The sequence below is a fragment of the Streptomyces ochraceiscleroticus genome, assembly GCF_000720485.1.
Lineage (GTDB): Bacteria > Actinomycetota > Actinomycetes > Streptomycetales > Streptomycetaceae > Streptomyces > Streptomyces ochraceiscleroticus.
In genome coordinates this window covers 115,121-138,245 of the sequence record NZ_JOAX01000015.1, presented here as the reverse complement: position 1 = coordinate 138,245, position 23,125 = coordinate 115,121, and the positions used below count along the sequence as shown (strand labels likewise).

Sequence of the window (23,125 nt, the reverse complement as noted above, 5' to 3'; positions counted from 1 at the left end):
CGTCGAGGAAGCATCGGACGGCTGGACAGTCGCACAAGACCTCGCCGATGGGTCTGGATTCCGTGCCCCGTACGCTCGTCCGGCCACAGGTCGACGCAGACGGAGAGAGGTATGGAACGCGTGACGGGGAACAAGGACATACACGAACTCGCGGCAGGAGCCGACCGGGCAGCTCAGCCGGCCGAGAACACCCCTCCCCGACGCCATGCGGGCCCGATGTGGCTCCTGGTCAACGCCGCGTGCGTGACGGCCTTGACGGGCCTGCTGTGGTTCTCGCCGGTGGTGCCACTGCCGGCCCTGCTGCGCGGCGCGGCCTCCCTCATCTCCGCGCTGCTGATCGTCGTGGCGTTCCTCCTGGTGCTTGTCCTGCTGCCGATCCTCTGGCTCCGCCACCGCCGTGGTCTGAAGACGCCGAAGCTCGGCCTCGTCGCGCTCGCCGTTGCCCTCGTTGCCGCAGCCGTGCTGGCGCTGACCACTCAAACGGCCGGCAGCGAGCGGGCACTGGAGAAGCGGGGCCGGTGGGCCGAGGCCGTGGTGCTCGACGTCGACGATCGCAAGACCGACAAGTGCACGCTCCGTACCCCCGACGGCTGGGAGATCTCACCTCGGCTGTCGGAGGAGGAGGGCTGCGAAGCGGAATCGGTGAAGCCAGGCGACAAAATGCGCGTGCTGTACGACCCCCAGGGCGCAGCCGCTCCGACGGAGAAAAGGGAAGCGGAGCTGGATTCCAGCTCACACATAGGGCCAATCGGCGGCCTGGCAACGCTGGCCGTCGCGGCCGGCACGTGGGGCTGCGTACGGCTGAATCGGCGGAACAGCAAGTAACAAGCCGTCTCAATTGGCTGGGCCATGAAGAATCCTTCGCCGCGTTTGATCAGGGAATCGCTCGCGGACAGACTGCTCTCCATGGGATCAGTAGGCATGGCCACCAGGGCGCAGATCGGGAACCGGTGATGAGTGCCGGCCTGCCCTTCTTCCGTTATCACCCAGACCCCCTAGCAAGTGGGTCCATCCGCGCGGCCGCCGAGACGTGCGCCTGCTGTAAGCGCAACAAGGGACGGCTGGCACGACGAAAACCAGCTTGAGCACTTCCTGACCCACCTGGGCGACGGGACGACCGCCATGCTCTTCCGCTGCACCGTCTGCGGCGCCCATCTCGCCTACACTGACGCATCCTAGAAGTCGTCTGCTCGGGCTAGTCGTCGGTAGAGATGAGAGTGCAGGCGATGCTGGTGAAGGCCAGAAAGCGGCTCGCCTTGCGTTCGTAGCGCCGGTGCAGACGTCGGCGTCCGGCGAGCCAGGCCATGGTGCGTTCGACGGTCCAGCGGTGCCGTCCCAGCTGCTGGCTGGAGTCAGTGAGCTCTTCCCGCACCGTCGCGCGATCGGCTCCCGCTGGCGGCGCCTGAGCGCCCGCCGCCAGGCCCTGCTCACACTCGCCCACCTGCGGGCGGGACACACGTATGCCCAGCTCGCAGCCGGATTCGGCATCGGAACCACGACCGCCTACCGGTATGTCACCGAGGCTGTCGAACCCCTGGCCGGCCTCGCGCCCACCCTGGCCGACGCGATACAGACCGCGTCGACGAAGGCGTTCGTGATCCTCGGCGGCACCCTCCTGCCGATCGACCGCATCGAGCAGGCCATGGCCACCCTCAAAACCTGCAGACTCCTCCGCCTCGCCCTGCACCTGGTCAGCTCAGAGTGAGGAGGGAAAAGTGAGGCTGCGGGCGGTCAGATCTGGTTGAGGCCGCCGTCGATGAAGAGTTCCGTACCGGTGACGAAACTGCTTTGGTCGCTGGCGAGGAAAAGCGCCGCGGCGGCTGCCTCATCTGGGCGGCCCATGCGGCCCAGGGGAATCTGGCTCGCGAAGAAGCCCCAAAGCTTGGCTGCCTCATCCGGATTGGGGGCGAGGCCGGCGTTGCCGGGTGTTGCGATGGGCCCGGGGACGAGGGTGTTGACACGGATCTTGCGATGCTTGAGCTCATTGGCCCAGGTTCGGGAAAAAGAACGGATGGCTGCCTTGGACGCGGCATAGACGCCGAACGCTTCGCCACCGGAACTCGCCGCGGTGGAGCCGGTGAGGATCACTGAGGCTCCGTCATTCAGCAGAGGAAGCGCCTTCTGGACGGTGAAGAGCATGCCCCTCACGTTGGTGCCGAAGATGGTGTCGAAGTGCTCTTCGGTGACATGCTCCAGGGTGGAGAATTCGCCACCGCCGGCGTTGGCGAAGAGCACATCCACGCGCCGTCCCTGGTCGGCGACGGCAGCGTAAAGCCGGTCGATATCGGCGAGATCGGACACGTCGCCCCGGACGCCGGTGGCGTTCGAACCGATCTCGGAAAGTGCAGTATCAAGTGCCTCCTGCCGTCGCCCAGTAATGAACACATGCGCACCCTCGGCGGCGAATCGCTTGGCACTGGCCAATCCGATTCCACTGTTGCCACCGGTGACAACGGCAGTCTTTCCGTCAAGTTGCCCCATGACAGATCAATGCTCCAGTTCTGTGGGATGAGAGCTGGCCAAGACATCCCTCAGCACATCGGCCAGCGTTATGTTCTCCAACTCGGCGCGAACGGCTTCCTCGACGCGCGCGTACGCGAGACGCATCACGGGCCGGATACCGAAACCGATCGGACAGTCGAGATTGGGGTCAGAGCGGTGCACGGCGAACAGCGGCGCCGGCTCGATCGACTCGTACACGTCCCGCAGGGTCATGTCTTCCAGCGGTCTGGCGAGTACCCACCCCGCCTCAGCGCCCCGTCGAGAGCGCACCAGTCCGGCATCGCGCATCCGGCCGAGCAGTCGCCGGATCACGACGGGGTTGGTATTGACGCTACCCGCGATCCTCTCGGATGTTGCGACTCCCCCTTCGCGTCGATGGTGCAGTTCGATCCACGTCAGAGCGTGCGCTGCCACGGTGAGCTGACTGTTGCCCGCCACGAGATCACCTCCTTCAAAGTAACCATAATAGTTACATCGGATGCCGTCAAAGGGTCACCGACAGGAGACGCGAGCGGGGACTTCGAGGGCCCGGGCAGCAAGGGCAACCGCCGTAAGAGCAGGTCGCCCGGCCGATGGGCGGTCAGGAGCAGGCCGCAGAAGAGAGACGAAGGAGAGTCGAGTAGGGCCCGGGCGCCGTCAGCTCGGCGGAGCCCGGGAGCGGAGCGCGGCATGGGACGCCTGACCGTACGGCGGCGGGTGCTGCGCCGGGCGCTCGACTGCGAGGACGCCGCGCGGCTTCACCACGTTGTCAGCCCAACCGCCAGACTCCTGCAGCAGGTTGGAAAGGACTCAGTGCCCTTACGTGCGATCCGAGGCGTGATCCCGCGGCTGCGTAACCATCGTCGCAAGTGGTTTTAGTCGTAGCCCTTGTCGCCATAGAGCTTGCCGGGCCGGCGTCGCCGTCGGCCACGGCGGGACCTGATCGGCGGCATTCCCTGCACCAGCGGGATGAGGGTCTGACTGTCGTGCGTGTTCGCGCCGGAGATGCCATCAGACAGGGGCAGACCGGTCCGCTCAGTGATCAAGTGGATCTTCGAGCCGTACTTGCCTCGGTCCACAGGATTCGGGCCTGTCAGGTCCCCCTTTTCAGGGCTCGCATGTTCACGGAGTCGATTGCGCAGCGAGACCAGTCCAGCTCGCCGCGAGAGCCAAGCTCGTCGAGGACCGGGCGGTGGAGCTTTGCCCACACCCTGGCCTTCGACCACTCCGTGAAGCGCCGGTGAGCTGTCGCTCCCGACGGCCCGAACGAGTCGGACGGCAGCTGCTGCCAGGTGCAGCCTGACGTGGCCACGAACACGATCGCAACCAGCACCTCTCGGTCACCATGCCGACGCCGGCCTCCGCCTTGCGGTCGGGTCGGCGCCTCCGGCACCACCCTCTGGAACAATTCCGCGCCCGCACCCCGCGCATCCGCCGGCCCACCCACGGCCTGCGCACCCTCCTGAACTCGGCGAACTCGGACTGGACTGGGCATAGGAGCTGGACTCGCGAGGTCTCAGACCGCAAAGCCACCGTCCACCGCCAGCTCCGCGCCCGTGACGTACCGGGCGCTCTCGCCAACCAGGTACGAAACGGCGTCCGCGACCTCCGCCGCCGTGCCGTAGCGGCCGAGCGCGGTGAAGCCGCGCTGGAAGTCGGCGGAATCGCCGTCGCCCGGATTCATGTCAGTGTCGATCGGGCCCGGGTGGACCAGGTTGACGGTGACTCCGCGCGGGCCGAGCTCCCGGGCCATGCCCTTGGTGAAGCCGATCAGCGCGGCCTTGCTGGTCGCGTAGAGCGTGCTTCCGCCGAAGGCCACGCGCTGGGCGATGCAGCTGCCGATGCTCACGATCCGCCCGCCCTCGGCCAGGTGCTCCACCGCCGCCTGGGCATAGAGGTAGGGCGCGCGAACATTCACCGTAAGCACCCGGTCGATCTCGTCGAGGCCCACCGCCTCGATCGGCCCGACGGCACCAACACCCGCGTTGTTCACCAGGATGTCCAGCCGCCCGAACCGCTCGACGACCGCCGCCACCGCACCGCGCACCGCCCCCGGGTCGGCACTGTCCGCCCGGACGGCCCAGCCGGTCCGCCCCATCGCGGTGATCTTGGCGACCACCTCTTCGGCCAACTCGGTCGAGCCCTGGTAGGTCAGCGCCACGTCTGCGCCGTCCTCGGCCAGCCGCAGCGCGACCGCTGCCCCGATCCCCCGGCTGCCGCCGGTCACCAGCGCCACCTTGCCGTCGAGCGCCGTCGCGCCATTCATCGTCATCTCCGTAGAGCTCCTTGTTCCGGTCTTGGACATGACCTAATCGTCGACCGGAACGCCCAGCGGTTCTGGCGGTATTCAGACGTAGCGTTCAATCTTCAACGATGACTCCGTACACCCCGGCAGTACGGACCGACCGCGGCTGCCCGGTGCAGTTCGGTACGCCCGCCGGGTCGGCAGCCGCGTGGACGAAGGACAGCTCGACCGGCTGACCGCCGCTGTCCAGCACCGCGCGCCGACCTGGTCAACACCGGCCGGCTCGGCGTCCGCGGGCAGGTCCCGGCCGGACGACGTGAGTTTGCAGGCGGGCCCAACGCTCACTGAGACGAACTCCTGCCCCAACTGCCCGCCCAGGATCTTGATTGATGAGCTGGGTACCACCGGCGAGGATCGGGAGCCGCGCGCTCGCACGCGCACGCGTCATCAGGGAGAGGGCGAAGTGTGCCGCTGTGCGTACGTCCGCTGCTCCAAACGGCTGCCGGCGACCTCGGTCGCCATGGAGGACATGCTCATTTTCGACCAAGTCCGCGCGGTGCTCGCCGCCGGAACACTTCCCGTGGCGTCCGCTCAAAGGACCCAGAAGGGCGCCCGCACTCCGCAGGCTGCCGGGAATACGGTGGAATTCCGCGCCGTCGCCGAGGACGACGAGGAATCCGGCGCGGTGCTGTGACTGAGCGCCGTACTTGGCCGGTCTGGCCAAATACGAAGCTCAGTTGGATGCGTCAGTGGCGAGGCCAGGTCATCGAGAGCGGCATACGGCATCACTGCCCGGTCAACCAAGGGTCTGGTCGGCCGTCGCGAAGCGGTGCTCCGTCGGCTTCAGCACTTCGTAGAGGTAGCCGAAGTACTCCGTTTCCGCCGCTCCGGTGAGCACCGCCAGCAGGAAGGCGAGGCACCCCATGTCGTGGTGCTCCCACAGTGGGCCGCGCCCCTCGTTATAGAGCACGCTCCAGTCGTCGGGGTGCTGACCGGGCCGCGCCAACCAATACAGGAACGCTCCCGTGCCCTCCTCGAATGCCCACGGCAGGACCTTCGCTCCCGCCTCCTGCAGGCCGGCTGGCTTGTCCTCGTACTCCCACAGGTCGGCCAGGATCTCGTCCCGTTCCGTTGTCTGCGTGTGCAGGTTGCAGTCGTCGTAGGCGGAGTCGGGGACGAGCAGCCAGATCGTCTCGTCAAAGATGCCGTCGCCGTAAGTCTCGACAAGTTGCTTGTAGTCGGCGGGCAGAGCCGTACCGAGGGCGCGCTCGGCTTGCGGCCAGTCCACCGCGGGTGGCGGCTCGGCGGGCGGCGGGCACAGGCGGACGAGCGCGTCGAGGGCGATCACGGAACGGACGCTACCGGCACACCCGCCGGTACCCATGGGCGGGTCAGCAGGCCGGGCGGAGGTCCGTAGTGGAACCCGGGCTCGCTCGGGCAGGTGCCTCGTCACACCGGGAGCTGCGTATGTCAGGTGCCCGGTGGGCGCGCAGCGTCCGCCGGGAGGGCAGCTCGACAGGGGTGTCACCGGTGGTGAGGATCTGTTCGGTCCTCCAGACGATGGAACCGATCGTGCGGGACGAGGCATCCACCGCTTCGGCAATTGCCTGCCGCATCACATCAACCACCGCTGGCTCTACCCGTCCGAACTGCGGCATCTGCTTCGCCGAGCGGCCATCGACCAGACCGACTAGGCCGTCATACTGATAACGCTGACGCAAGTGCTTGACCGTGCTCGCCGCCACCGGATGCCCGGCGGCACTCAGCTGGGCCGCCTTCGCGGTCTCGCGCTGAGTCAGGCTGTGTTGTCGCGGATCGGACTCGGGTCGGGGTGCCGAATTTTTCGGGGCATCCGGAGGCAGCCCGTTGAGTACTTCAAGGATGTGCTTCTCCCACCACTGGGCCCGCGCGACTGCCTCTGGCGGAAACTCCTCCAGCCGCGCTGTCGGCGGGACCCGACGTGTTCCACTCATCGGCCGACCGCCGATCCGGACCGGACCAAGGTGGCTGGTTCCATGAGCTGGCCCGAGAGATCAGCGGTCAGTTCGTGCTGCCAGACCAGGTGGAACAAGACCGGAAGCATCGCCAAGGTCTCACCGGCGAGCCGAGCTCCCTCCCAGAGCGGGCAGGGCGAGGCGAACGCATTCCGCAGTGCGGCGGCGACGTCCTCGCGGAAACACCGCGGGTAGCGGTAACGGGACAGCCAACGGGCATTGGCCATCAGCACCGGTGCCGGGACCCCGACCCGTTCGAACTCCCAGCCGGCCTGGCCGCAGGCCCGGCGAGTTACTTCGAAGGCTGCCGCATCCCGGGGCTCGACCCGCAGCGAGGAGTGCGAACAGAACGGCGCCCGACGCCCGATCAGCGCCCTTGGGGGAAGGCGGCGCGCAGTGCGGAGCCGCGGGTGAGGAACGCGACTCGGATGATGGGCAGCATGCAGACGGTCTGCAGCACGGCGTACCACGGCGGGCAGATACCCGGGATCAGGTCGACGCCGATGATCGCGATCGGCATGATGGCGGCGAGAGCCCTCACGCGCTCAAGGGCACGTCGGGATCCCCGAGAAGCGGATCCGGTCATCCGGTAGATCAGCACGGCGACTACGGGCAGCAGGACTGCCCGGACCCACATGAACGTGTTCACCATGTGACCGCTGATCGATACTGCGATGACCGCCAGGAGAGCGACGGTGCTCAGTGCGCCGTAAACCTTGATGCTGCTTTTCGTTGTGCCGAAGGTCCTTTGGATGCGGGGGTTGTTGAGGAGTGCCGCCTCGGGCGTGGTGCGGGTGTGGGTTTCCATGCTCACCGACGCTATGGAGCGCTTGGCTGACGCGGTATCGGTCTGGACGCACAGGTGGGTGGGGGTAGCCCTACTCCCTGGCCGGCCAGGGAAGTAGCGGGCTCCGCGCGGTGCACAGTGGTGGCACCGAACGGAGGCGGAGGAAGAGTCATGAGACAGCTGGGTTTGTGGGTGGCGCGCGTCGGCGTGGGGTTCGTGCGGGCGTGCGTCGTGGTGGTCGTCAGCATGCTGGTCCCGGCCGTGTGGGCCGCCGCCGTGGCGCTGGGGATCTGGTGGGGGGCGGGAAACCCGTGGTCGTGGGTAGCGCCGCTCGTGCTGGTGTGTGTGGGCACGCTCGCGGCCTCCCGTCCGGTCTGCCGTATGGTCCGCTTCCTCGTCGCAAGGTGGACCGCCACCGCCATCCCTGCCGGGTACCGGCAGGCCGGACCGGTGACGCGGATGTCCACCGGGTACTGGTGGAACGGCTTCTCCTACGAGCGCACCCGTCGGGACGCCCTCCTGGATCAGAAGTGGCGGGTCCGGTGGACAGACCCCGCCAACTGGCGTGACGTGCGGTTCACGGGGATCGTGCCGCTCACCGCTGGCGTGGTCGCCACCGTCCCGCCGGTCGGGGTGGCCGCGGCGGTCCTCGGGTTCGGCCGGCCGGGGGTCGCCGCGCGCCTCGTCGGGGCCCTCGGCCTGGTCGTGGCCGTCGCCTCCGCCCCGTACGCCTGGCGGCTCGTCGAGCCGGTGGCCGTCCGCTTCCTGCGTCCGTCGCCTGCGATGGTGTTGGCGGACCGGGTGGAGGAGTTGACCGGCCAGCGCGCGGACGCGACGGTCGCGCAGGCTGCCGAGATCCGCCGGATCGAAAGGGACCTGCACGACGGGGCGCAGGCCCGCCTGGTTGCGCTCGGGCTCTCCCTGGCGACCGCGGAGAAGCTGATGGAGACCGATCCGGAGCGGGCCAAGGCACTGATGCGGGACGCGCGGGTCGGCGCAACCGCCTCGCTGGCCGAGCTCCGCGAGCTGATCCGGGGGATCAGTCCACCGGTGCTGAACGAGCGGGGGCTCGTCGACGCAGTACGCGCCCTCGCCCTGGACATCGCGCTCGACGTGGCCGTCAGCGCTGACGGCCGGCTGACCCTGGACCCGCCGATCGAGTCGGCCGTCTACTTCGGCATCGCCGAGTTGCTGACCAACGCGGTCCGGCATGCCCACGCGTCGCGGGCACGCGTGTGCCTCGCCAGGGACGAGACCGACCTCGTTGTCGAGGTCGAGGACGACGGCCGGGGCGGGGCCGAGGAGCAGGCCGGCGGCGGGCTCGCGGGCCTGCGCCGCCGCCTCGCGGTCTTCGACGGCACCCTGGAGATCACCAGCCCACCGGGTGGCCCGACCCGTGTCAGGATGGCGCTGCCATGCGAATCGTTGTAGCCGAAGACCTCTACCTCCTGCGCGACGGAATGGTCCGCCTGATCGAGGCGTACGGGCACCAGGTGGTGGCCACAGCGACCACCGGGCCTGAAACGCTCGACGCGCTGCGGACGTGGCGCCCGGATGTGTCCGTCATCGACGTCCGCATGCCACCGGACCAGTCGGACGAGGGCCTGCGGGCGGCCCTCGCCGCCCGCAGCGAGATGCCCGGACTGCCGGTCCTCATCCTCTCCCAGCACGTCGAGCAGCTGTACGCCCGCGAGCTGCTTGCCGACGGCTCCGGCGGCGTCGGCTACCTCCTCAAGGAGAGCGTGTTCGACGCCGACCAGTTCATCGGCGCTCTGGAGCGTGTCGCGGGCGGCGGGACCGCCATGGACCCGGCCGTCATCGCGAAACTGCTGTCCACCAGTTCCCCGAACCGGGGACTCGAGCGGCTCACCGAACGCGAGTACTCCGTGCTGGCGCTCATGGCCGAGGGACTGTCCAACCACGCCATCGCCCGCCGCCTCTACCTCAGCGATAGCGCCATCAGCAAGTACACCACCGCCATGTTCGGCAAGCTCGGCATCTCCGATGATGACGACACCAACCGTCGTGTCCGCGCCGTCCTCACCTACCTGAACAAGTCTTAGCTTGCTCCAACCGCTGGCACGCTCATCACACTCACTCGTACTCGTCGTCCGCGCCCCATCCGGCGTCCCACTCATCGCCTTACCCCCTCCATCTACTCGCGCTGCCTGGCGAACCCGCCGAACTCCTCCCCCACCCTGGCGACCGCACCGACCCGCCGACTTGGACCACCCAGGCATACAGCAGCACGACAAGGGCCGAGAAGATCTTCCCGCCCAGCCGCCGGGCGGCCTCCTCGACCCACGCCTCCTCCTGCAGCCCGGCTGACGGTGCGGGAGCGCGGGCGGGGCCTGAGCTGGGAACGCGATGCGTAAGCCCGTTCCGCCACCGGGCCGGGCAGGCGCGCCTTCGCCGGCCCTGCCCCGTCACCCACAAACGTGTGGGCCCGACGAGCAACTGCTCGTCGGGCCCACACGTCCTTGCGCTCAGCGCTGCCCGCCGCCGCTCTCCTGGCCACCCTTCTGGCCCGCCTCGGAAGCACGCTGCGGATCATTGGCGAAGTTACCGCCGCTCTCGTGGCCACCCTTCTGACCGGCCTCGGAAGCACGCTGCGGATCGTTCGCAAAGTTCCCGCCGCTCTCCTGACCGCCCTTCTGGCCGGCCTGCGAGGCGCGCTGCGGGTCGTCAGCGAAATTGCCCGAGTTGTTGGACGCAGTCATCACTGCTCCCTCCATCTCGTCTTGCTGAGTGCCTTGCACCTCGCGAGTGCCCAAGCCGACCGGGGGGCATGCAGGACAAACAGAACTTGGGGAACGTGATGCGTGGCACGTCACAGTCCACGCGAACCATCCTCGGCTCCTCAGCCTTCGCGGCGCAGCGGGCCCCACTGTTCCTTGTGCCGTTTCACTTCTTCCTCGGCTTCCTCCAGGACGCGGGAGTGGACCCAGCCGAGGGGCTCGACGTCCGTGACCAGTGGTTCGTTGTCGGGACCGCGGTCGGCTTCGGTGCCGCGCAAGACCCACGCCCGGACGCCCGGCCCCTTCTCCCGCGGCAGGTGGGAGTAGTCGTACAGGCGTCGGGCGACCCAAACGCGTACGGAACGGCTTTGCCACCACGGTGCGACGTCGAGCGGGTTGGCGGACAGGCCAGGCAAGGAGATGCCGGTGAGGTCGTCGGTGCTGGAGACTGCCCTGAGGTCGGTCTCGGGCCCGCGCGACCACCTCACATACAACTGATCACGGTGCTCCACGAGCCCGGCCAGCTCGGTCAGCGTATGGAGGGTGGGCAGACCACCGGTGCTCGCCACAGCGCTTCCGTCCTTTCGTCGTGCCTTGCGGCGCCGGCGGGCGTGCCCTGCCGCAGTGCGCGCTCGATGATGCCCACACGGGTACCCAGGAGTCGGCAGGCACCCTGCTGACACCCCGAGATCGCGGCCGGGTGGGGCCACAGCCAGTCGATCAGCACAGCGCCCGGCCCTTCCGTCGACCGCGGCACCAACCGGCACGGCGGCCGCAGAAGGTCGCCGCGAATCTGGCGAGGAAGCGGCGCATCGAGGAGATCTCCGTGGCTGACATCGCCGATCGCGCGGGCGTCAGCAGGCAGGTCGTACCAGCACTTCCGCGACCGCAACGACGCGGTCGCGGTGGCCGTCATCGACGCCTTCCACGCCTCCACGCCGCCCAGCAACCGCTGGGGCATGAGGGAGAGGGCACGGAGCGGGGTGACGCACCGGGCTCAGCCGCTGACGACGGGCCGGAACAGGGCATCGACCGGCGCGCTTCGCGATGGAACACAGCGCGCAGTACGGCCACCTCTCCCCCGGCGCGGCGTCACAACGCACCGCCGCGGCCTTCCGCGAAGTGCTGCGACCGCACTGCGCCGCCCTGGCGCGCCGAGCCCTGGGCGAGCATGCCGACGGCGCGGCGCCTGACGCGCGGACGATGACAGGCTTCCTGGTCGGTGGCCTTCAGGAAGTGATGCGCACATTGGTGGAGGGCGGGGCCGGTGACGGAGACCGCGAGGAGGAGCCTGATCATGCCGTACAGCGGATCCTGTCGGCGTTCGGCGTTCCACCAATTGCTGAACGTGCGCGCTTGGCCTTTCCGGACGACCGGGCAGTAACTCTCAATTGCCGCTCAAATATCCACGCGACCGGGAAGTAACCCTCAAGTTTTGATCAGGCCGGTGGTGACGTACCGGCAGATCTGTCTAGGGTCTTTTCCGTCAGGCGCAATTCCTGGCCTGGGCGCCCACGCATACTCCCCCGTGGCTGTGGGACGCCCGCTCCGGTGTCCGTATGACGCCGGGCCGCATCGCGCCCCCGAGCCACCTCCCTCCCCCGGGCCGGGGGCGCGGTAGCGGATCACGCTCCGTACATCGGCGCTGGCCAGCGCGCCGAGTGGGCGAGCGAACAGAGTGCCGCGACCCCGTCGGAGGCCGACGGAGCGCGAGGCCGGAGGGGCGAGTGGCCGGGCATCCGAAGAGGCACGCAAAGGGGAGCGTAGAGGGTGATTTGAGCGGAATGGTGAAGGGTTCCCGACGCTTTTTTGGTTACCGGTGAGGAACCTCATGTTTCGCGCAAATCTTGCCCATGATCATTGCCGAAGCATTTGCCGTCCACCAAGGTTTTGGGAAACCCTTTCGCACAATTCCTCGGAGGCTCCATGGGTGTCCGCCGTGCCGTCGTCGCTGCCGTATCCGCGGCGACAGTGTTTTCTCTCCCCTTCGTCCTGCCGTCCAGCGCTCTCGGTTCTGCCACTACCGCCGCGCGTTCCGACGCCACCGCTACCGATGCCACCCCCGCTCGTTCAGGGCCGCAGCCACCCGCGGAGCAGCCCGTCGCCGTAGGCAGTGGCGGCGCGGTCTCCAGCGTCAACCCCTACGCGTCACAGGCCGGGATCGACGTCCTCAAGCACGGGGGCAACGCTGTGGACGCCGCCGTGGCCACCGCGGCCGCGCTCGGTGTCGTCGAGCCGTACTCCGCGGGAGTCGGCGGCGGTGGCTACATGGTCTATTACGACGCGGCGGCCCACCGGGTGCGCACCATCGACGGCCGGGAGACCGCCCCGGCCCGTATGCGCTCGGATTCCTTCATCGACCCGTCGACGAAGAAGCCCATCCCGTTCAAGGAGGCCGTCAACTCGGGCCTGTCCGTGGGCATTCCGGGCACCCCCGCGACCTGGCAGAAGGCGCTGAACGACTGGGGCACGGTCTCGCTCGCGCGGGCCTTGAAGCCGGCCACTCGGATCGCCGACGACGGCTTCGTCGTCGACAAGCAGTTCCGTGCGCAGACCGAGATGAACGAGGACCGCTTCCGGCAGTTCCGCTCCACCAGCGACCTGTTCCTGCCGGGCGGCAAGCTCCCCGAGGTCGGCTCGCGGTTCCGCAACCCGGGCCTGGCCCGTACGTACCGGGAACTCGCACGCGAGGGCATCGGCGCGCTCTACCACGGCGACCTCGGACGTGAGGTAGTGCGTACGGTCCAGAAGCCGCCCATGGCCGACGGTGCCGAGCCCGTCCGCCCCGGCCTCATGGACAAGGGTGACCTCGCGCGTTACGCGGCACTGCAGCAGGCGCCCACCCGTACCGGCTACCGCGGGCTCGACGTGTACAGCATGGCGCCGTCCTCCTCCGGCGGCACCACCGTCGGCGAGGCCCTGAACATCCTGGAGAACTACCGCCTGTCCAAGGATGACCGGGTCCAGGCGCTGCACCACTACCTGGAGGCCGGCCGGATCGCCTTCGCCGACCGTAACCGCTGGGTGGGCGACCCGAAGTACTCCGACGTACCGACGAAGGAGCTGCTCTCCAAGGACTTCGCCAAGGACCGCTCCTGCCTGATCCGGCCGGATGCCACGCTCACCAGCCCGGTGGCTCCCGCCGATCCGCGCAAGCCCGGCTCCGGGTGCGTCAAGGGCACCGGCAGCAAGGAGGCGTACGAGGGGCCGTCGACCACCCACCTCGTGGCGTCCGACCGCTGGGGCAACGTGGTCTCCTACACCCTGACGATCGAACAGACCGGCGGTTCGGCCATCACCGTGCCCGGCCGCGGATTCCTGCTCAACAATGAGCTGACGGACTTCAACTTCACACCGGTCACCCCGGGTGTGCCGGATCCGAACCTGCCGGGCCCCGGCAAGCGTCCGCGCAGCAGCATGTCGCCGACGATCGTGCTCAAGGACGGCAAGCCGTTCCTCGCGGTGGGCTCGCCCGGCGGCGCGACCATCATCACCACGGTGCTGCAGACCCTCATCAACCGGATCGACCTGGGCATGACGCTGCCGCAAGCGGTGACCGCGCCGCGCATCTCACAACGCAACTCGGCCAAGACCGAGGCCGAGCCGGCCTTCCTCGACTCGCCGGAGCGCCCGGCCCTGGAACATCTCGGCCAGCGCTTCACCCTTGCCCCGTCGACCTTCACCCCGTCACCGGAGATCGGGGCGGTGGCGGCCCTGGAATTCCGGCCCGATGGCCGCACACAGGCGGTCGCCGAACCGAAGCGACGTGATGGCGGCTCCGCGATGGTGCTGCACCCGGCGCGCTGACGTCTGAGAACACGCACCCGCACACCCAACGAACGGCCCGCCGGCACAGTGCTCGGCGGGCCGTTCGTCCGTCTGGCCGGCACCGTGTTCCTGGTCGCCGCCTCGTTCTGCCACCGGGCGAGTCGCGCGGCGGTCGCTGCGCCAGTCGCACGGCGGTCGCTGGGCGGTGGTTCAGCCGCCGTGCCAGGTGCGCGAAGGCCAGGCGGCCGTCGGCCCGGATGGCCAGCTCACCGTCCAGGACAACGTTGTACGGCAGCGCGGCCGCCGCGGCGGCCATCTCCGGGCCGACGTCTGCCACCATCGGGGGCGGGGCGGATGCGGGCTGCTGCGCCCGCGGTGATACTGAAAGCCGTGCCTGCGTGCCGCCAGGTGGTGGCCGGGCACGCACCCGTACCAGGAGAGAGGTGAGCACGCGTGGGCGGACTGCCCTGGGTGATGGGCGATCCGTTGACCAATCACGGAACGGCCTTCACCCGTGCGGAACGTGACTGTCACGACCTCGTGGGGTGGCTGCCCGACGGCGTACTCAGCCTGGACCAGCAGGCGCAGCGCGCGTACGGACAGCTGAAGCGGCAGCCGACCGATCTGGCCGCGAACATCTACCTGGAGCAGCTGCACGACCGCAACGAGGTGCTCTACTACCGTCTGCTGACGGAACACCTCGTGGAACTGCTGCCCATCGTCTACGACCCGACCGTGGGCCAGGCGATCAAGGACTACAGCCACGAATACCGGCGCCCCCGGGGCGTGTTCCTGTCCATCGACCGTCCCGAGGACCTGCGCCGCTCGTTCGAGGCACGCCGACTCTCCCCTGACGACGTGGACATGCTGGTGGTGACCGATGCCGAGCAGATCCTGGGCATCGGCGACTGGGGCGTGCACGGCATCCAGATCTCGGTGGGCAAGCTCGCGGTCTACACCGCGGCCGCGGGCATCGACCCCGGCCGCTGCCTGCCGGTCGTCCTCGACGTCGGTACCGACAACGAGACCCTGCTCAACGACCCGCTCTACCTCGGCGCACGGCACAGTCGGGTCCGCGGCGAGCGCTACGACCGGTTCGTGGCCGACTACCTGGAGACCGTGTCTTCGCTGTACCCGGACGCGCTGCTGCACTTCGAGGACTTCGGCGCCGGCAACGCCCGGCGCGTCCTGGAGCAGTACGGCGATCGCCACCGCATGTTCAACGACGACATGCAGGGCACCGGCGCGATCACGCTCGCCGCGGTGCTGTCCGCGCTGGACGTCACCGGCGTACCGTTCCGCGAGCAGCGCGTCGTGGTGTTCGGTGCTGGTACGGCGGGCGTCGGCATCGCCGACCAGCTGCGCGCGGCCATGGTCCGCGACGGCCTGGACGAGGACGAGGCGACCCGGCGGGTCTGGCTGATCGACAAACCGGGGCTGCTGCTCGACGACATGCCGGACCTGCGCGACTACCAGCGCGGCTACGCCCGGCCCGCCGGCGAGGTCAAGGACTGGTCCGACGGAGGTCCTCTCGACCTGCTGACGACCGTACAAAACGTGCACCCGACGATCCTCGTCGGCACCTCGACCGTAGGCGGCGCCTTCACCCGGGAAGTGGTGGAGGCCATGGCCGAACACATCGACCGGCCGGTCGTCCTGCCCCTCTCCAACCCCACCGAGAAGATCGAGGCGCTCCCCGCCGACGTGCTGAAATGGACCGACGGCAAGGCGCTGACCGCGGTCGGCGTCCCGGTCGATCCGGTGGACATCGGCGGAGTCCGCCACGTCATCGGCCAGGCCAACAACGCGCTCGTCTACCCCGGCGTGGGCCTGGGCGTCATCGTCTCGCGCGCCGAACGGGTGACGCCCCGCATGCTCCAGGCCGCCGCCGAAGCCGTCGCGAGCCAGGTGGACACGGGCGAGCCGGGCGCACCGCTGCTCCCCGAGGTGGAAAACCTGCGCGCCTCCTCGGCGACGGTGGCGGTGGCAGTCGTGCGGGCGGCCGCCGAGGACGGCGTGGCCACGGTCGTACCGGAGGACCCGGTACAGGCGGTACAGGACGCGATGTGGCAGCCGGAGTACACACACGTGCCGGACGCGCCCACCTGAGCCACCCGGGACCTCGCGGGGCCGCACGCCGGTCATGTCATCACCGCGACCGAACGTGGCGCTCGGTGCAGGGGCGGGCGGTGCGGTCGTCGTCGGCCTGGTGGAGAAGGTCGAAGGCGACGGCTTCCCTGTGGGTTCTGCGCGTTGAAGCGGATCGCCTTCGTGGTCGCGTCGGGGCGCTGCCTTAAGGTTGGCTGCCATGGCTAGCGCTCATTCGTCCCTGCCCTGTGCCGACCGCCGCTCCGAGTTGCGGGAGTTCTTGCGTAGCCGTCGGGCCCGGGTCTCGCCGGCGGATGTCGGCATGCCGGCCGGCGGTCGCCGGCGCACGCCGGGCCTACGCCGCGAGGAGGTCGCGGTGCTGGCAGGCGTCGGAGTGTCCTGGTACACGTGGCTGGAGCAGGGGCGGGACATCAAGGTGTCCGAGCAGGTCCTCGACGCGGTCGCCCGGGTGCTGCTGCTGGACTTCGCCGAGCGCGCCCATCTGTACCGCCTGGCCGGGCTCAATCCGCCGCAGGCCCCCTTCGCGCCCTCGGTGGCGGCCTCGCCCGAGATGCAACGGCTGCTGGGTGCCTGGTCGCCGCGGCCCGGCTACATCCGCGACCGGCACTGGAACTTCACCGCCGTCAACGACGCGGCGCGCGTGGTGTTCGGCTACCGCGAGAGCGACCACAACTGCCTGGTCTCCTTCTTCATCAACGTGCGCTACCGGGTGCTGCACCGGCACTGGGCTGCGACCGCGCCCGCTGTGGCCGCTGCCTTCCGGGCCGACGCGGCACGCTACCCGGACGATCCGGAGTTCGGCCGCATCGCCGCTGATCTGGCTGCGGCCAGCCCGGAATTCGCCGAGCTGTGGGCGCGCCACGATGTGGCCGAGCACACCAGCGCGGTGAAGGCGGTCGATCACCCCGAGGCCGGGACGATGGTCTTCGAGGCCACGCTGCTGCCACTGCCCGAGCACCCCGGGCACCACCTGGTCCTGCACAACCCGCATCCCGGCACAGAGACCCAGCAGCGGCTGGAGGCGCTGATGCGACAGCACAGCCTGGTGGTGCCACACCCAGGATAAAGAGGCACTGCCCGCTGTGCTGCCGTGGCCGCAGGATCGGCGACATGAACAACAGCAGCAGCACGCAGATGAAGGCAGTGACCATCCCTGAGTTCGGCGAGGCCGAGGTGCTCCGCGTCGACACCGTGCCGGTCCCCGCGCCCGGCCCTGGCCAGGTCGCCATCGACGTGGCGTACGCGGGCGCCAATTTCGCCGAGGTCCTCTACCGGCGCGGCGTGGTCGACGTACCGCTCCCCTTCGTGCCCGGCATCGAGGTGGCGGGCACGATCCGAGCCGTCGGCGAGGGCGTCGAGGGCCTGAGCGTCGGGCAGCCGGTGGCCGCGCTCACGATCATCGACAGTGGCGGGTACGCCGAGGTGGTGGTCACCTCCGCCGACCTGGTCGCTCCCCTGGGCGGCTTGGGTATCGGGATGGGCGTCGCTGCGGCGCTGCCGTCCAACAGCACCACCGCGTTCCTCGTGCTTGACCGGGTGGCCCGGATCGAGCCCGGAGAGAGCGTTCTGGTCCATGCGGCGGCCGGCGGCGTGGGAAGCCAACTCGGCCAGATCGCCCACCTCCTGGGCGCGGGCCGCGTGGTCGGCACGGTCGGCAGCGAAGCCAAGATCGAGGCCGCCAGGCGCTTCGGCTACGACGAGGTGATCCTGCGGAACCGGACCGCCGAGGCCGGCGAGTTCGACATCGTGGTCGACATGGTCGGCGGTCCGGCCCGCCGCGCCGGTCTGGACCGGCTGGGGCCGATGGGACGCCTGGTGGTGATGGGCAACGCCTCAGGTGCCGAGGACGTCGGCATCCCCGCCAACGAACTGTGGTTCACCAACAAGACCGTCTCCGGCTTCAACCTGGCCGCCTTCTCCGCCGCTTTCCCCAAGGAGACAGCCCAGGCGCTGCGCCGCGCGGTGGCGGCCGCGGCGACGGGGGATCTGCAGATACAGACCGAAACTCTGCCTCTGGAGCAGGCCGTCGAGGCCCACCGCCGCATCGAGTCGGGCATGACCACGGGCAAGCTTGTGCTCAATGTCGCGGCGTTGTGACCTGCGACCGGCCACACGTTGCTGAGGCCGGGGAAAGACAGCCCCGGCCTCACCGAAAGGACAGGACTCGAAAGGCACCCTCGTTTCAACACGCCGAAGTCCATGGAGAAGACGACGTGGGCCGGGTGCTGCTCGGCCGGGCGGGCGGCGGCGTCGTCGATGCGCTTCGTGTCCTTGTGGCGGGACAGTCCCACGAACACCGGGCGGCGGTCGATAACGATGGCGTGCGTGGTGTAGTTCTTCTTGTCCACCCGGCCGGGATCCAACTGCCAGGGCAGGGTGCGGGCGATAGTGCCGGGCGCCACCCACATCACGGGGGAAGTCCTCGGTCTCGTCGGGCCGGTCGCGACTGATGTCCGCGTCGGCATCCGGGTCGTCCGGATCCCGGTACGCGCGGCCGCCGACGCTTCCCGGTTCGGGCTGCCAGATACGAGTGCCGGTGCCTGGGCACCAGAACGGCGCTCGGTCAGCGGATTCCCCTGATGAGCTTGTCCAGAGCCTCGTCAGCGGTATCCGCCAGCAGTTCGACACTGTCCAGGCCCACATAGACCGCACCGTTCGGCGCCATCCCCAGGTAGATGCCGCCGGGAATGATGCCACCGATGGGATAGAGGTCAGCCCCGGCTTTCTCACTGAGGACCTCGAAGATCTCGTAATCCCATCTGGCCACAAGGGGGTCGAGCCGGAACGGGGACCGCGCCATCGTCCTGCCCGGTCCGTCCTGATGGATATCCAGGCCGCCGAATTCGGTGAGGAACCACCGTGCGGCCTCGTGGATCTCGAAGTCCTCGTCCGTCTCATGGAGGGAGCGTTCCGATTCAACGGTTGGTACCGAACGGCCCGGATGCCACCCGGCCAGCCGCAATACTCGGTCGGTCTCTGCGGACCACCGTGTACCGATTTCGGCACTCAGGTCTTGACCGGGGCTGTGCGGCAGCTCAAGGTAGCCATCCACCAACAGGAACGGCAGAGGAGCTTCGGTAGGCCGTTCCATGACGAGCTTCTCCACCGCCTCGTAGCAGCTGTCCGCCAGCAGTTCGACGGCGTCCTCGCCGATGTAGACCGCGCCATTCGGAGCCATGGCCAGATAGCTCCTACCGCTGTCGGCCAGGCCGATGGGATAGAGGGAGGTCCCGACCTTCCTGCTGAGCCTGTCGAAAGCCTCACGGTCCGCCGTGGCGGTGCTGGGGTCGAAGCGGAACGGAGACTGGGGCATGACCGGTCCCGGGGTCCATCCATCGGTCGCCAACCCGCCGAATTCGGTGAGGAAATCGCGTGCGGCATCGTGGATCTCGAAGTCGCCCTGTCCGCGCAGTAGATGTTCCCAGTGCTCGACAGGCACCGAACGTTCGGCATACCACCCGGCCGACCGCAGCACGCGCTTGGTCAACGGAGACCAACGTGACCGGAATTCGTATTCACCGGCGGCTCCGGCTCCCTCGATAAGCCTTTGCAGAGCCTCGTCGGGGGTACCCGCCAACAGCCTGACGCTGTCCTTGCCCATGTAGACCGCGCCGTCCGGGGCCATTCCCAGGCCGTCCCCCTCGTCGGTCGCGCCGATGGAGTAGAGGTAGGACGGGAAGCCCTCGCCCGGCACATCGAAGACCTTGTCATCCCACTCGGCTGCGAAAGGATCGACCCGGAACGACACCCCACCGAGCGCCCAGTCCACCAGGGCCCGGTCGATCGCCAAACCGCCGAACTCGGCGAGGAACCGGCGCGCCGCCTCATGCATCTCGACGCCACCTCGCCCGCGCATCGCCCGCAGCCATCCCTCGGTGGGAATCGCACGGCCCGGGTACCACCCGGCCTCCCGCAACCGCCTCGCAGTCAACGCCGACCAACGCGTTCCAGCTTCGCCATTCACCTCTGCCCACCGCATGGTTCGTTCCTACAGGATATGGACCGGGCGCCCCATGTTGCGGGCAGCGTCCCGGGACAACACACCTAGGCACGCAGTACTCGTACACCCGCCGACGCCAGTTCAGTGGCCAAATGCCGGTGCTGGGGTGTGCGGAGTTCAATGGCCTCCCCCGTGTGCAGATGCAGGTCCAGTGAGCCGTCGGCCAGCCAGGGCCACTGGGGGGAGTGCACCGCGCCGAGGATGTCGGTCAGGGTGATGTCCAGGGCCTCGCCAGCCGGGCCGCGGAGGTGGAGGGCCGAGGTGGTGAGCGCTGCGGAGCCGGCGCGGGCGGGACCGCGGTCCCAGGTGGCCGGTTCCGTGTCATGGGCATCGTCCTCGTTGAGGCCGAAGTGCACCGCGTACGGGGTGGATCCAGTGGGGAGGGCGGCCGCTGCGGTGGGGAACGCAGCGTGCAGGGCACGGCGTTCGCGCAGGCGTCTCACCAAGAAGAAGGGCAGCAGCAGGAGGAAGACGCCCAGCGCCCCGGCGACGATGACGCCGAGATTGGCGGCGGTGCGGGGGCGGGCGATGCAGACCGCGCCGAGGATGACGACGGTCGGGGCGGCCATGCACGCCGCGGCGAGGACTTGGTAGGGCTTTGTCACAGCCCCCGTGTCGGTTGCCGGCGCGGTGAGGCGCTCGCGGAAGATTGTGCGGTTGCGTTCTGTGGCCTCTACGGACTGCCGCTGGCCGGCCCAGCGGTAGCGCCGGCTGTACTTCGCCGTGACCCGCCAGGCCAGCACCCCGGTGGTGACCAGAGCGGCGGCACCCGTGACCGTGAGCGAGAGGTCGGCCGTGTCTGCGTTGGTCAGGACTATCAGGAGGGAGATGGCGCAGGCGAGGGCCACGATGGCGCCGAGGTTGCCACGCAGGTGCAGGCCGTTGTTGCGGATATAGCGGTCGCGTACCCGGGGGTGCTGATCCGCCGGTTCAAGCTCGGCCGGGATGTCGCCTGCCGGCAGAGCGCGGGCCGCGGGGGTGCGCTCCAGCGCGTACCAAGCCTGGATGCGCTGCCACCGCAGCCGGTCCCGCGACCGGATGGACCGCAGCCCCAGCAGCGCGGCAGCTGCGGCCACGACGGTTGCGGCGAAGCCGATCAGGTCGTGGCTCATTCGTTCGCCGCCATGGCCGTCGGCGCCCGCCTGCACCGCGTCCGTCGCACTGCCTGCGGCGAGCGCGACGGCAGCCACCAACAGCCCTGCGCAGACCAGAAAGTAGAGCCCGCGCAGCCGGGAGAAGTCCTCGCGCACCAGCGAGTTGAGAGCCTGCGCCCGTTCTTGCAACAGGGCAGCCCGGTCCGGATACGCCTCGACGGGTTCCGGCGCCGGATACGGCTCACCCCGCCTTCGCCGGGCCGCCGCGACGCCTGTGCCGCTGTCCGCGGTGGTCATGGTCATGAGTTACTCCTTGACGTGTTCTGCCGGGCGCGCTGGTGACATTACGCCGTGTGGTTCGACCGACGGGCCCCACCGGCGGGTGCGCGACCGCCCGTCGCTGGCCGCGGCATTGCTTGTATCGGCTTTCGCGCTCGTAGTGGCGCGTCCTTGTTCCGTGCAGCGCACGGGGATGACCGACAAGTGCACTCTCGGCACCCGCGACGGCTGGGAGATCTCACCTTCGGCGTCAGACGTGCGTGAGAAGGCGCTCCAGCGGCCGGGGAACGCGGTCGAGGTCCAGGTGCGTGACCAGTGCCTGTGCGTAGAGCGCCTTGCGGCCGCTGTGTGTGCCCATGAAGCGCCGCAGTTGGTGTTCCACGGGCCGTTCTCGCTGTGCCGGCTGGCCCTGAAAGATGCGGAAAGGGCGCATCTCGCCCTGGGCCTCGATCACTTGCTGTACGCCCTCGGCCCCGAGAGCGCGGATCAGCTCGTCCTCCAGGTCGGCGACGCACACGTGGAAGCCGAGTGTTTCCAGTCCGGCGTGCGTGAGATCGGACCCGAGCCCGACCCGTTCCAGATGGCGCCGGAAATGCCGCTCCTCGCCGATGTCGCAGAGACCGGCCAACGGGAGGCCGAGCCCCGGAGGACCGCACACGTCCAGGAAGCGCCCGATGCTCGTTGCGCCTCCCAGTGGTACTACCGCGACGCCCTCCGTACCGAGGTCGCGGCCGTAGCGGGTGGCCAGCGCTTCGAGTGCGACCTGGTCACTGCTCCCCTCGACGAGTACGACCGTCCGCACACCGCCGGCCAGCTCCCTCGCCGCGGCGGCTGCCGCACTCGCCCCCGCTCCGCCGGCCGCCCACTCGACGGCCGCCCGGCGGAATCGCCTCAACTCGTCCACGAGACCTCGCTTCCCGATGCCATGCTGGCACGACCGAGATCCCGTACGCATACACGTTTTCCGGCGCCGCGAAGCCGTGCGGTCGCGCGCCGACGCAGACCACTCCGGCGGCCACCCCTCGGTCACGCCCTAGCCCATGCTCTTGGCGCCGTCCAGGGACTCGCGGATGATGTCGGCGTGGCCCGCGTGCTGAGCGGTCTCGCTGATGATGTGCATCAGCACCCTGCGGGCCGACCACTGCGCGCCGGCCTCGAACCACGGGGCCTTCGGCAGCGGCCACGCGGTGTCCAGGTGAGGCAGAGTGGCCACCACGTCGTGGGTCCGGCGGGCCACTTCCGCGTACTCGGCGAGTACACCGGCCAGCGTCTCACCGGGCAGCAACCGGAACTCGTCCGCCCGGCGGGCCCAGTCGGCCTCGGTCATCGCCGTGAAGTCCCCCATCGCCGATGGGCCGTTCAGAATGAAGTCCACCCAGTTGCGCTCGACCGCAGTGACGTGCTTGATCAGGCCGCCCAGGCACAACTCGCTCGCGGTGGTTCGCAGCCCGGCCTGCTCATCGGTGAGGTCACGGGTGGTGAAGCGCAGGAAGTGCCGGTGCTTGGCCAGCGCCTCAAGCCACTCGGCGGGCTCACCAGTGACGGCCGGATGCTCGGCCAGGTCGGGGGTGGTCGGCTCGTTGCCGGTCATGGTCGCCGCCTTTCAGCGTTCCTGTTCCGCGTTCCTGTT

24 protein-coding genes and 3 pseudogenes are annotated in these 23,125 nt (G+C 69.1%); 10 read left to right on the top strand and 17 right to left on the bottom strand.

The window, feature by feature from the left end; all coding sequences use genetic code 11:
- The first annotated feature begins 111 nt into the window (after window positions 1-111).
- Both IG84_RS0120210 and IG84_RS42315 read left to right on the top strand, forming a co-directional pair.
- A complete protein-coding gene (locus IG84_RS0120210) occupies window positions 112-825 on the top strand; it encodes a hypothetical protein (protein ID WP_078649084.1) in 714 nt (237 codons plus the stop codon).
- A 128-nt stretch (window positions 826-953) separates the two neighbouring features.
- Window positions 954-1,085 (top strand): CbrC family protein, encoded by a 132-nt coding sequence (locus IG84_RS42315; RefSeq protein WP_245659429.1) that lies wholly within the window; start codon window positions 954-956, stop codon window positions 1,083-1,085.
- A gap of 110 nt (window positions 1,086-1,195) precedes the next feature.
- Here IG84_RS42315 and IG84_RS40000 read toward each other — a convergent pair.
- Window positions 1,196-1,354 (bottom strand): annotated as a pseudogene (locus IG84_RS40000) (transposase); the annotation flags it as partial.
- Here IG84_RS40000 and IG84_RS0120200 point away from each other — a divergent pair.
- Window positions 1,328-1,633: pseudogene (locus IG84_RS0120200) on the top strand (helix-turn-helix domain-containing protein); the annotation flags it as partial. The pseudogenes IG84_RS40000 and IG84_RS0120200 sit on opposite strands and share 27 nt — an antisense overlap.
- A gap of 98 nt (window positions 1,634-1,731) precedes the next feature.
- Here IG84_RS0120200 and IG84_RS0120195 read toward each other — a convergent pair.
- The 4 genes and pseudogenes from IG84_RS0120195 to IG84_RS0120175 all read right to left on the bottom strand — a co-directional run bounded on the left by IG84_RS0120195 (window position 1,732) and on the right by IG84_RS0120175 (window position 4,753).
- Entirely contained in the window at window positions 1,732-2,481 is a 750-nt protein-coding gene (locus IG84_RS0120195; RefSeq protein ID WP_031059063.1) for an SDR family NAD(P)-dependent oxidoreductase, read from the bottom strand.
- A gap of 6 nt (window positions 2,482-2,487) precedes the next feature.
- The gene (locus IG84_RS0120190) at window positions 2,488-2,940 is read right to left on the bottom strand and encodes an Rrf2 family transcriptional regulator (RefSeq protein WP_031059061.1); all 453 of its coding nucleotides are present in this window, start codon (window positions 2,938-2,940) and stop codon (window positions 2,488-2,490) included.
- A gap of 356 nt (window positions 2,941-3,296) precedes the next feature.
- Window positions 3,297-3,928: pseudogene (locus tag IG84_RS40750) on the bottom strand (IS5 family transposase); the annotation flags it as partial.
- Window positions 3,929-3,997: 69 nt separating this feature from the next.
- Window positions 3,998-4,753: an SDR family NAD(P)-dependent oxidoreductase gene (locus IG84_RS0120175; RefSeq protein ID WP_031059058.1), complete on the bottom strand. Its 756-nt coding sequence runs from the start codon at window positions 4,751-4,753 to the stop codon at window positions 3,998-4,000.
- 493 nt (window positions 4,754-5,246) lie between these two features.
- On the opposite strand from IG84_RS0120175, the gene IG84_RS41850 reads away from it, so the two are divergent.
- Window positions 5,247-5,420 (top strand): hypothetical protein, encoded by a 174-nt coding sequence (locus IG84_RS41850; RefSeq protein WP_211266491.1) that lies wholly within the window; start codon window positions 5,247-5,249, stop codon window positions 5,418-5,420.
- A 102-nt stretch (window positions 5,421-5,522) separates the two neighbouring features.
- On the opposite strand, the gene IG84_RS0120165 is transcribed toward IG84_RS41850, so the two are convergent.
- From IG84_RS0120165 to IG84_RS0120155, 4 genes are read right to left on the bottom strand one after another with little or no spacing between them, the layout of a single operon-like run.
- Window positions 5,523-6,074: an SMI1/KNR4 family protein gene (locus tag IG84_RS0120165; RefSeq protein WP_245659428.1), complete on the bottom strand. Its 552-nt coding sequence runs from the start codon at window positions 6,072-6,074 to the stop codon at window positions 5,523-5,525.
- Window positions 6,075-6,117: 43 nt separating this feature from the next.
- The gene (locus IG84_RS41215; protein WP_157848917.1) at window positions 6,118-6,699 is read right to left on the bottom strand and encodes a hypothetical protein; all 582 of its coding nucleotides are present in this window, start codon (window positions 6,697-6,699) and stop codon (window positions 6,118-6,120) included.
- Window positions 6,696-7,190, bottom strand: a complete 495-nt coding sequence (locus IG84_RS0120160; RefSeq protein WP_245659427.1) for a TnsA-like heteromeric transposase endonuclease subunit — start codon at window positions 7,188-7,190, stop codon at window positions 6,696-6,698. Before IG84_RS0120160 ends, IG84_RS41215 begins: the two co-directional genes overlap by 4 nt.
- Window positions 7,088-7,528: a hypothetical protein gene (locus IG84_RS0120155; RefSeq protein WP_031059050.1), complete on the bottom strand. Its 441-nt coding sequence runs from the start codon at window positions 7,526-7,528 to the stop codon at window positions 7,088-7,090. Before IG84_RS0120155 ends, IG84_RS0120160 begins: the two co-directional genes overlap by 103 nt.
- 150 nt (window positions 7,529-7,678) lie before the next feature.
- On the opposite strand from IG84_RS0120155, the gene IG84_RS0120150 reads away from it, so the two are divergent.
- On the top strand, window positions 7,679-8,938 hold the full coding sequence (locus IG84_RS0120150) for a sensor histidine kinase (protein ID WP_031059047.1): 1,260 nt from the start codon (window positions 7,679-7,681) through the stop codon (window positions 8,936-8,938).
- Window positions 8,923-9,570, top strand: coding sequence for a response regulator transcription factor (locus IG84_RS0120145; RefSeq protein WP_031059044.1), 648 nt, complete (start codon window positions 8,923-8,925; stop codon window positions 9,568-9,570). The genes IG84_RS0120150 and IG84_RS0120145 overlap by 16 nt, the downstream gene beginning before the upstream one ends.
- 423 nt (window positions 9,571-9,993) lie before the next feature.
- Here IG84_RS0120145 and IG84_RS42640 read toward each other — a convergent pair whose 3' ends face one another.
- From IG84_RS42640 to IG84_RS0120125, 4 genes are all read right to left on the bottom strand, one after another.
- The gene (locus IG84_RS42640) at window positions 9,994-10,227 is read right to left on the bottom strand and encodes a con-10 family general stress protein (protein WP_078649082.1); all 234 of its coding nucleotides are present in this window, start codon (window positions 10,225-10,227) and stop codon (window positions 9,994-9,996) included.
- Window positions 10,228-10,367: 140 nt separating this feature from the next.
- The gene (locus IG84_RS0120135) at window positions 10,368-10,814 is read right to left on the bottom strand and encodes a DUF6098 family protein (RefSeq protein ID WP_031059039.1); all 447 of its coding nucleotides are present in this window, start codon (window positions 10,812-10,814) and stop codon (window positions 10,368-10,370) included.
- The gene (locus IG84_RS0120130) at window positions 10,775-11,206 is read right to left on the bottom strand and encodes a hypothetical protein (protein WP_031059036.1); all 432 of its coding nucleotides are present in this window, start codon (window positions 11,204-11,206) and stop codon (window positions 10,775-10,777) included. The genes IG84_RS0120135 and IG84_RS0120130 overlap by 40 nt, the downstream gene beginning before the upstream one ends.
- A gap of 131 nt (window positions 11,207-11,337) precedes the next feature.
- Window positions 11,338-11,544, bottom strand: a complete 207-nt coding sequence (locus tag IG84_RS0120125) for a hypothetical protein (RefSeq protein ID WP_031059033.1) — start codon at window positions 11,542-11,544, stop codon at window positions 11,338-11,340.
- A gap of 627 nt (window positions 11,545-12,171) precedes the next feature.
- Between IG84_RS0120125 and ggt the strand changes: the two genes are divergently transcribed.
- From ggt to IG84_RS0120105, 4 genes are all read left to right on the top strand, one after another.
- Entirely contained in the window at window positions 12,172-14,052 is a 1,881-nt protein-coding gene (ggt, locus tag IG84_RS0120120) for a gamma-glutamyltransferase (protein WP_031059028.1), read from the top strand.
- Window positions 14,053-14,466: 414 nt separating this feature from the next.
- A complete protein-coding gene (locus tag IG84_RS0120115) occupies window positions 14,467-16,122 on the top strand; it encodes an NAD-dependent malic enzyme (RefSeq protein WP_107053927.1) in 1,656 nt (551 codons plus the stop codon).
- 199 nt (window positions 16,123-16,321) lie between these two features.
- Window positions 16,322-17,188 (top strand): helix-turn-helix transcriptional regulator, encoded by an 867-nt coding sequence (locus IG84_RS0120110; protein WP_031059024.1) that lies wholly within the window; start codon window positions 16,322-16,324, stop codon window positions 17,186-17,188.
- Between the two features lie 44 nt (window positions 17,189-17,232).
- The gene (locus IG84_RS0120105; RefSeq protein ID WP_037800625.1) at window positions 17,233-18,219 is read left to right on the top strand and encodes a quinone oxidoreductase family protein; all 987 of its coding nucleotides are present in this window, start codon (window positions 17,233-17,235) and stop codon (window positions 18,217-18,219) included.
- Between the two features lie 466 nt (window positions 18,220-18,685).
- Here IG84_RS0120105 and IG84_RS0120100 read toward each other — a convergent pair whose 3' ends face one another.
- From IG84_RS0120100 to IG84_RS0120085, 4 genes are all read right to left on the bottom strand, one after another.
- Complete coding sequence (locus IG84_RS0120100) at window positions 18,686-20,101, bottom strand: SUKH-3 domain-containing protein (protein WP_078649080.1); 1,416 nt, start codon at window positions 20,099-20,101, stop codon at window positions 18,686-18,688.
- Window positions 20,102-20,166: 65 nt separating this feature from the next.
- A complete protein-coding gene (locus IG84_RS38985; protein ID WP_051862048.1) occupies window positions 20,167-21,519 on the bottom strand; it encodes a hypothetical protein in 1,353 nt (450 codons plus the stop codon).
- A gap of 226 nt (window positions 21,520-21,745) precedes the next feature.
- A complete protein-coding gene (locus tag IG84_RS0120090) occupies window positions 21,746-22,399 on the bottom strand; it encodes an ATP-dependent endonuclease (RefSeq protein ID WP_031059014.1) in 654 nt (217 codons plus the stop codon).
- A 129-nt stretch (window positions 22,400-22,528) separates the two neighbouring features.
- Complete coding sequence (locus tag IG84_RS0120085) at window positions 22,529-23,086, bottom strand: DinB family protein (RefSeq protein ID WP_031059011.1); 558 nt, start codon at window positions 23,084-23,086, stop codon at window positions 22,529-22,531.
- Window positions 23,087-23,125: the final 39 nt, after the last annotated feature.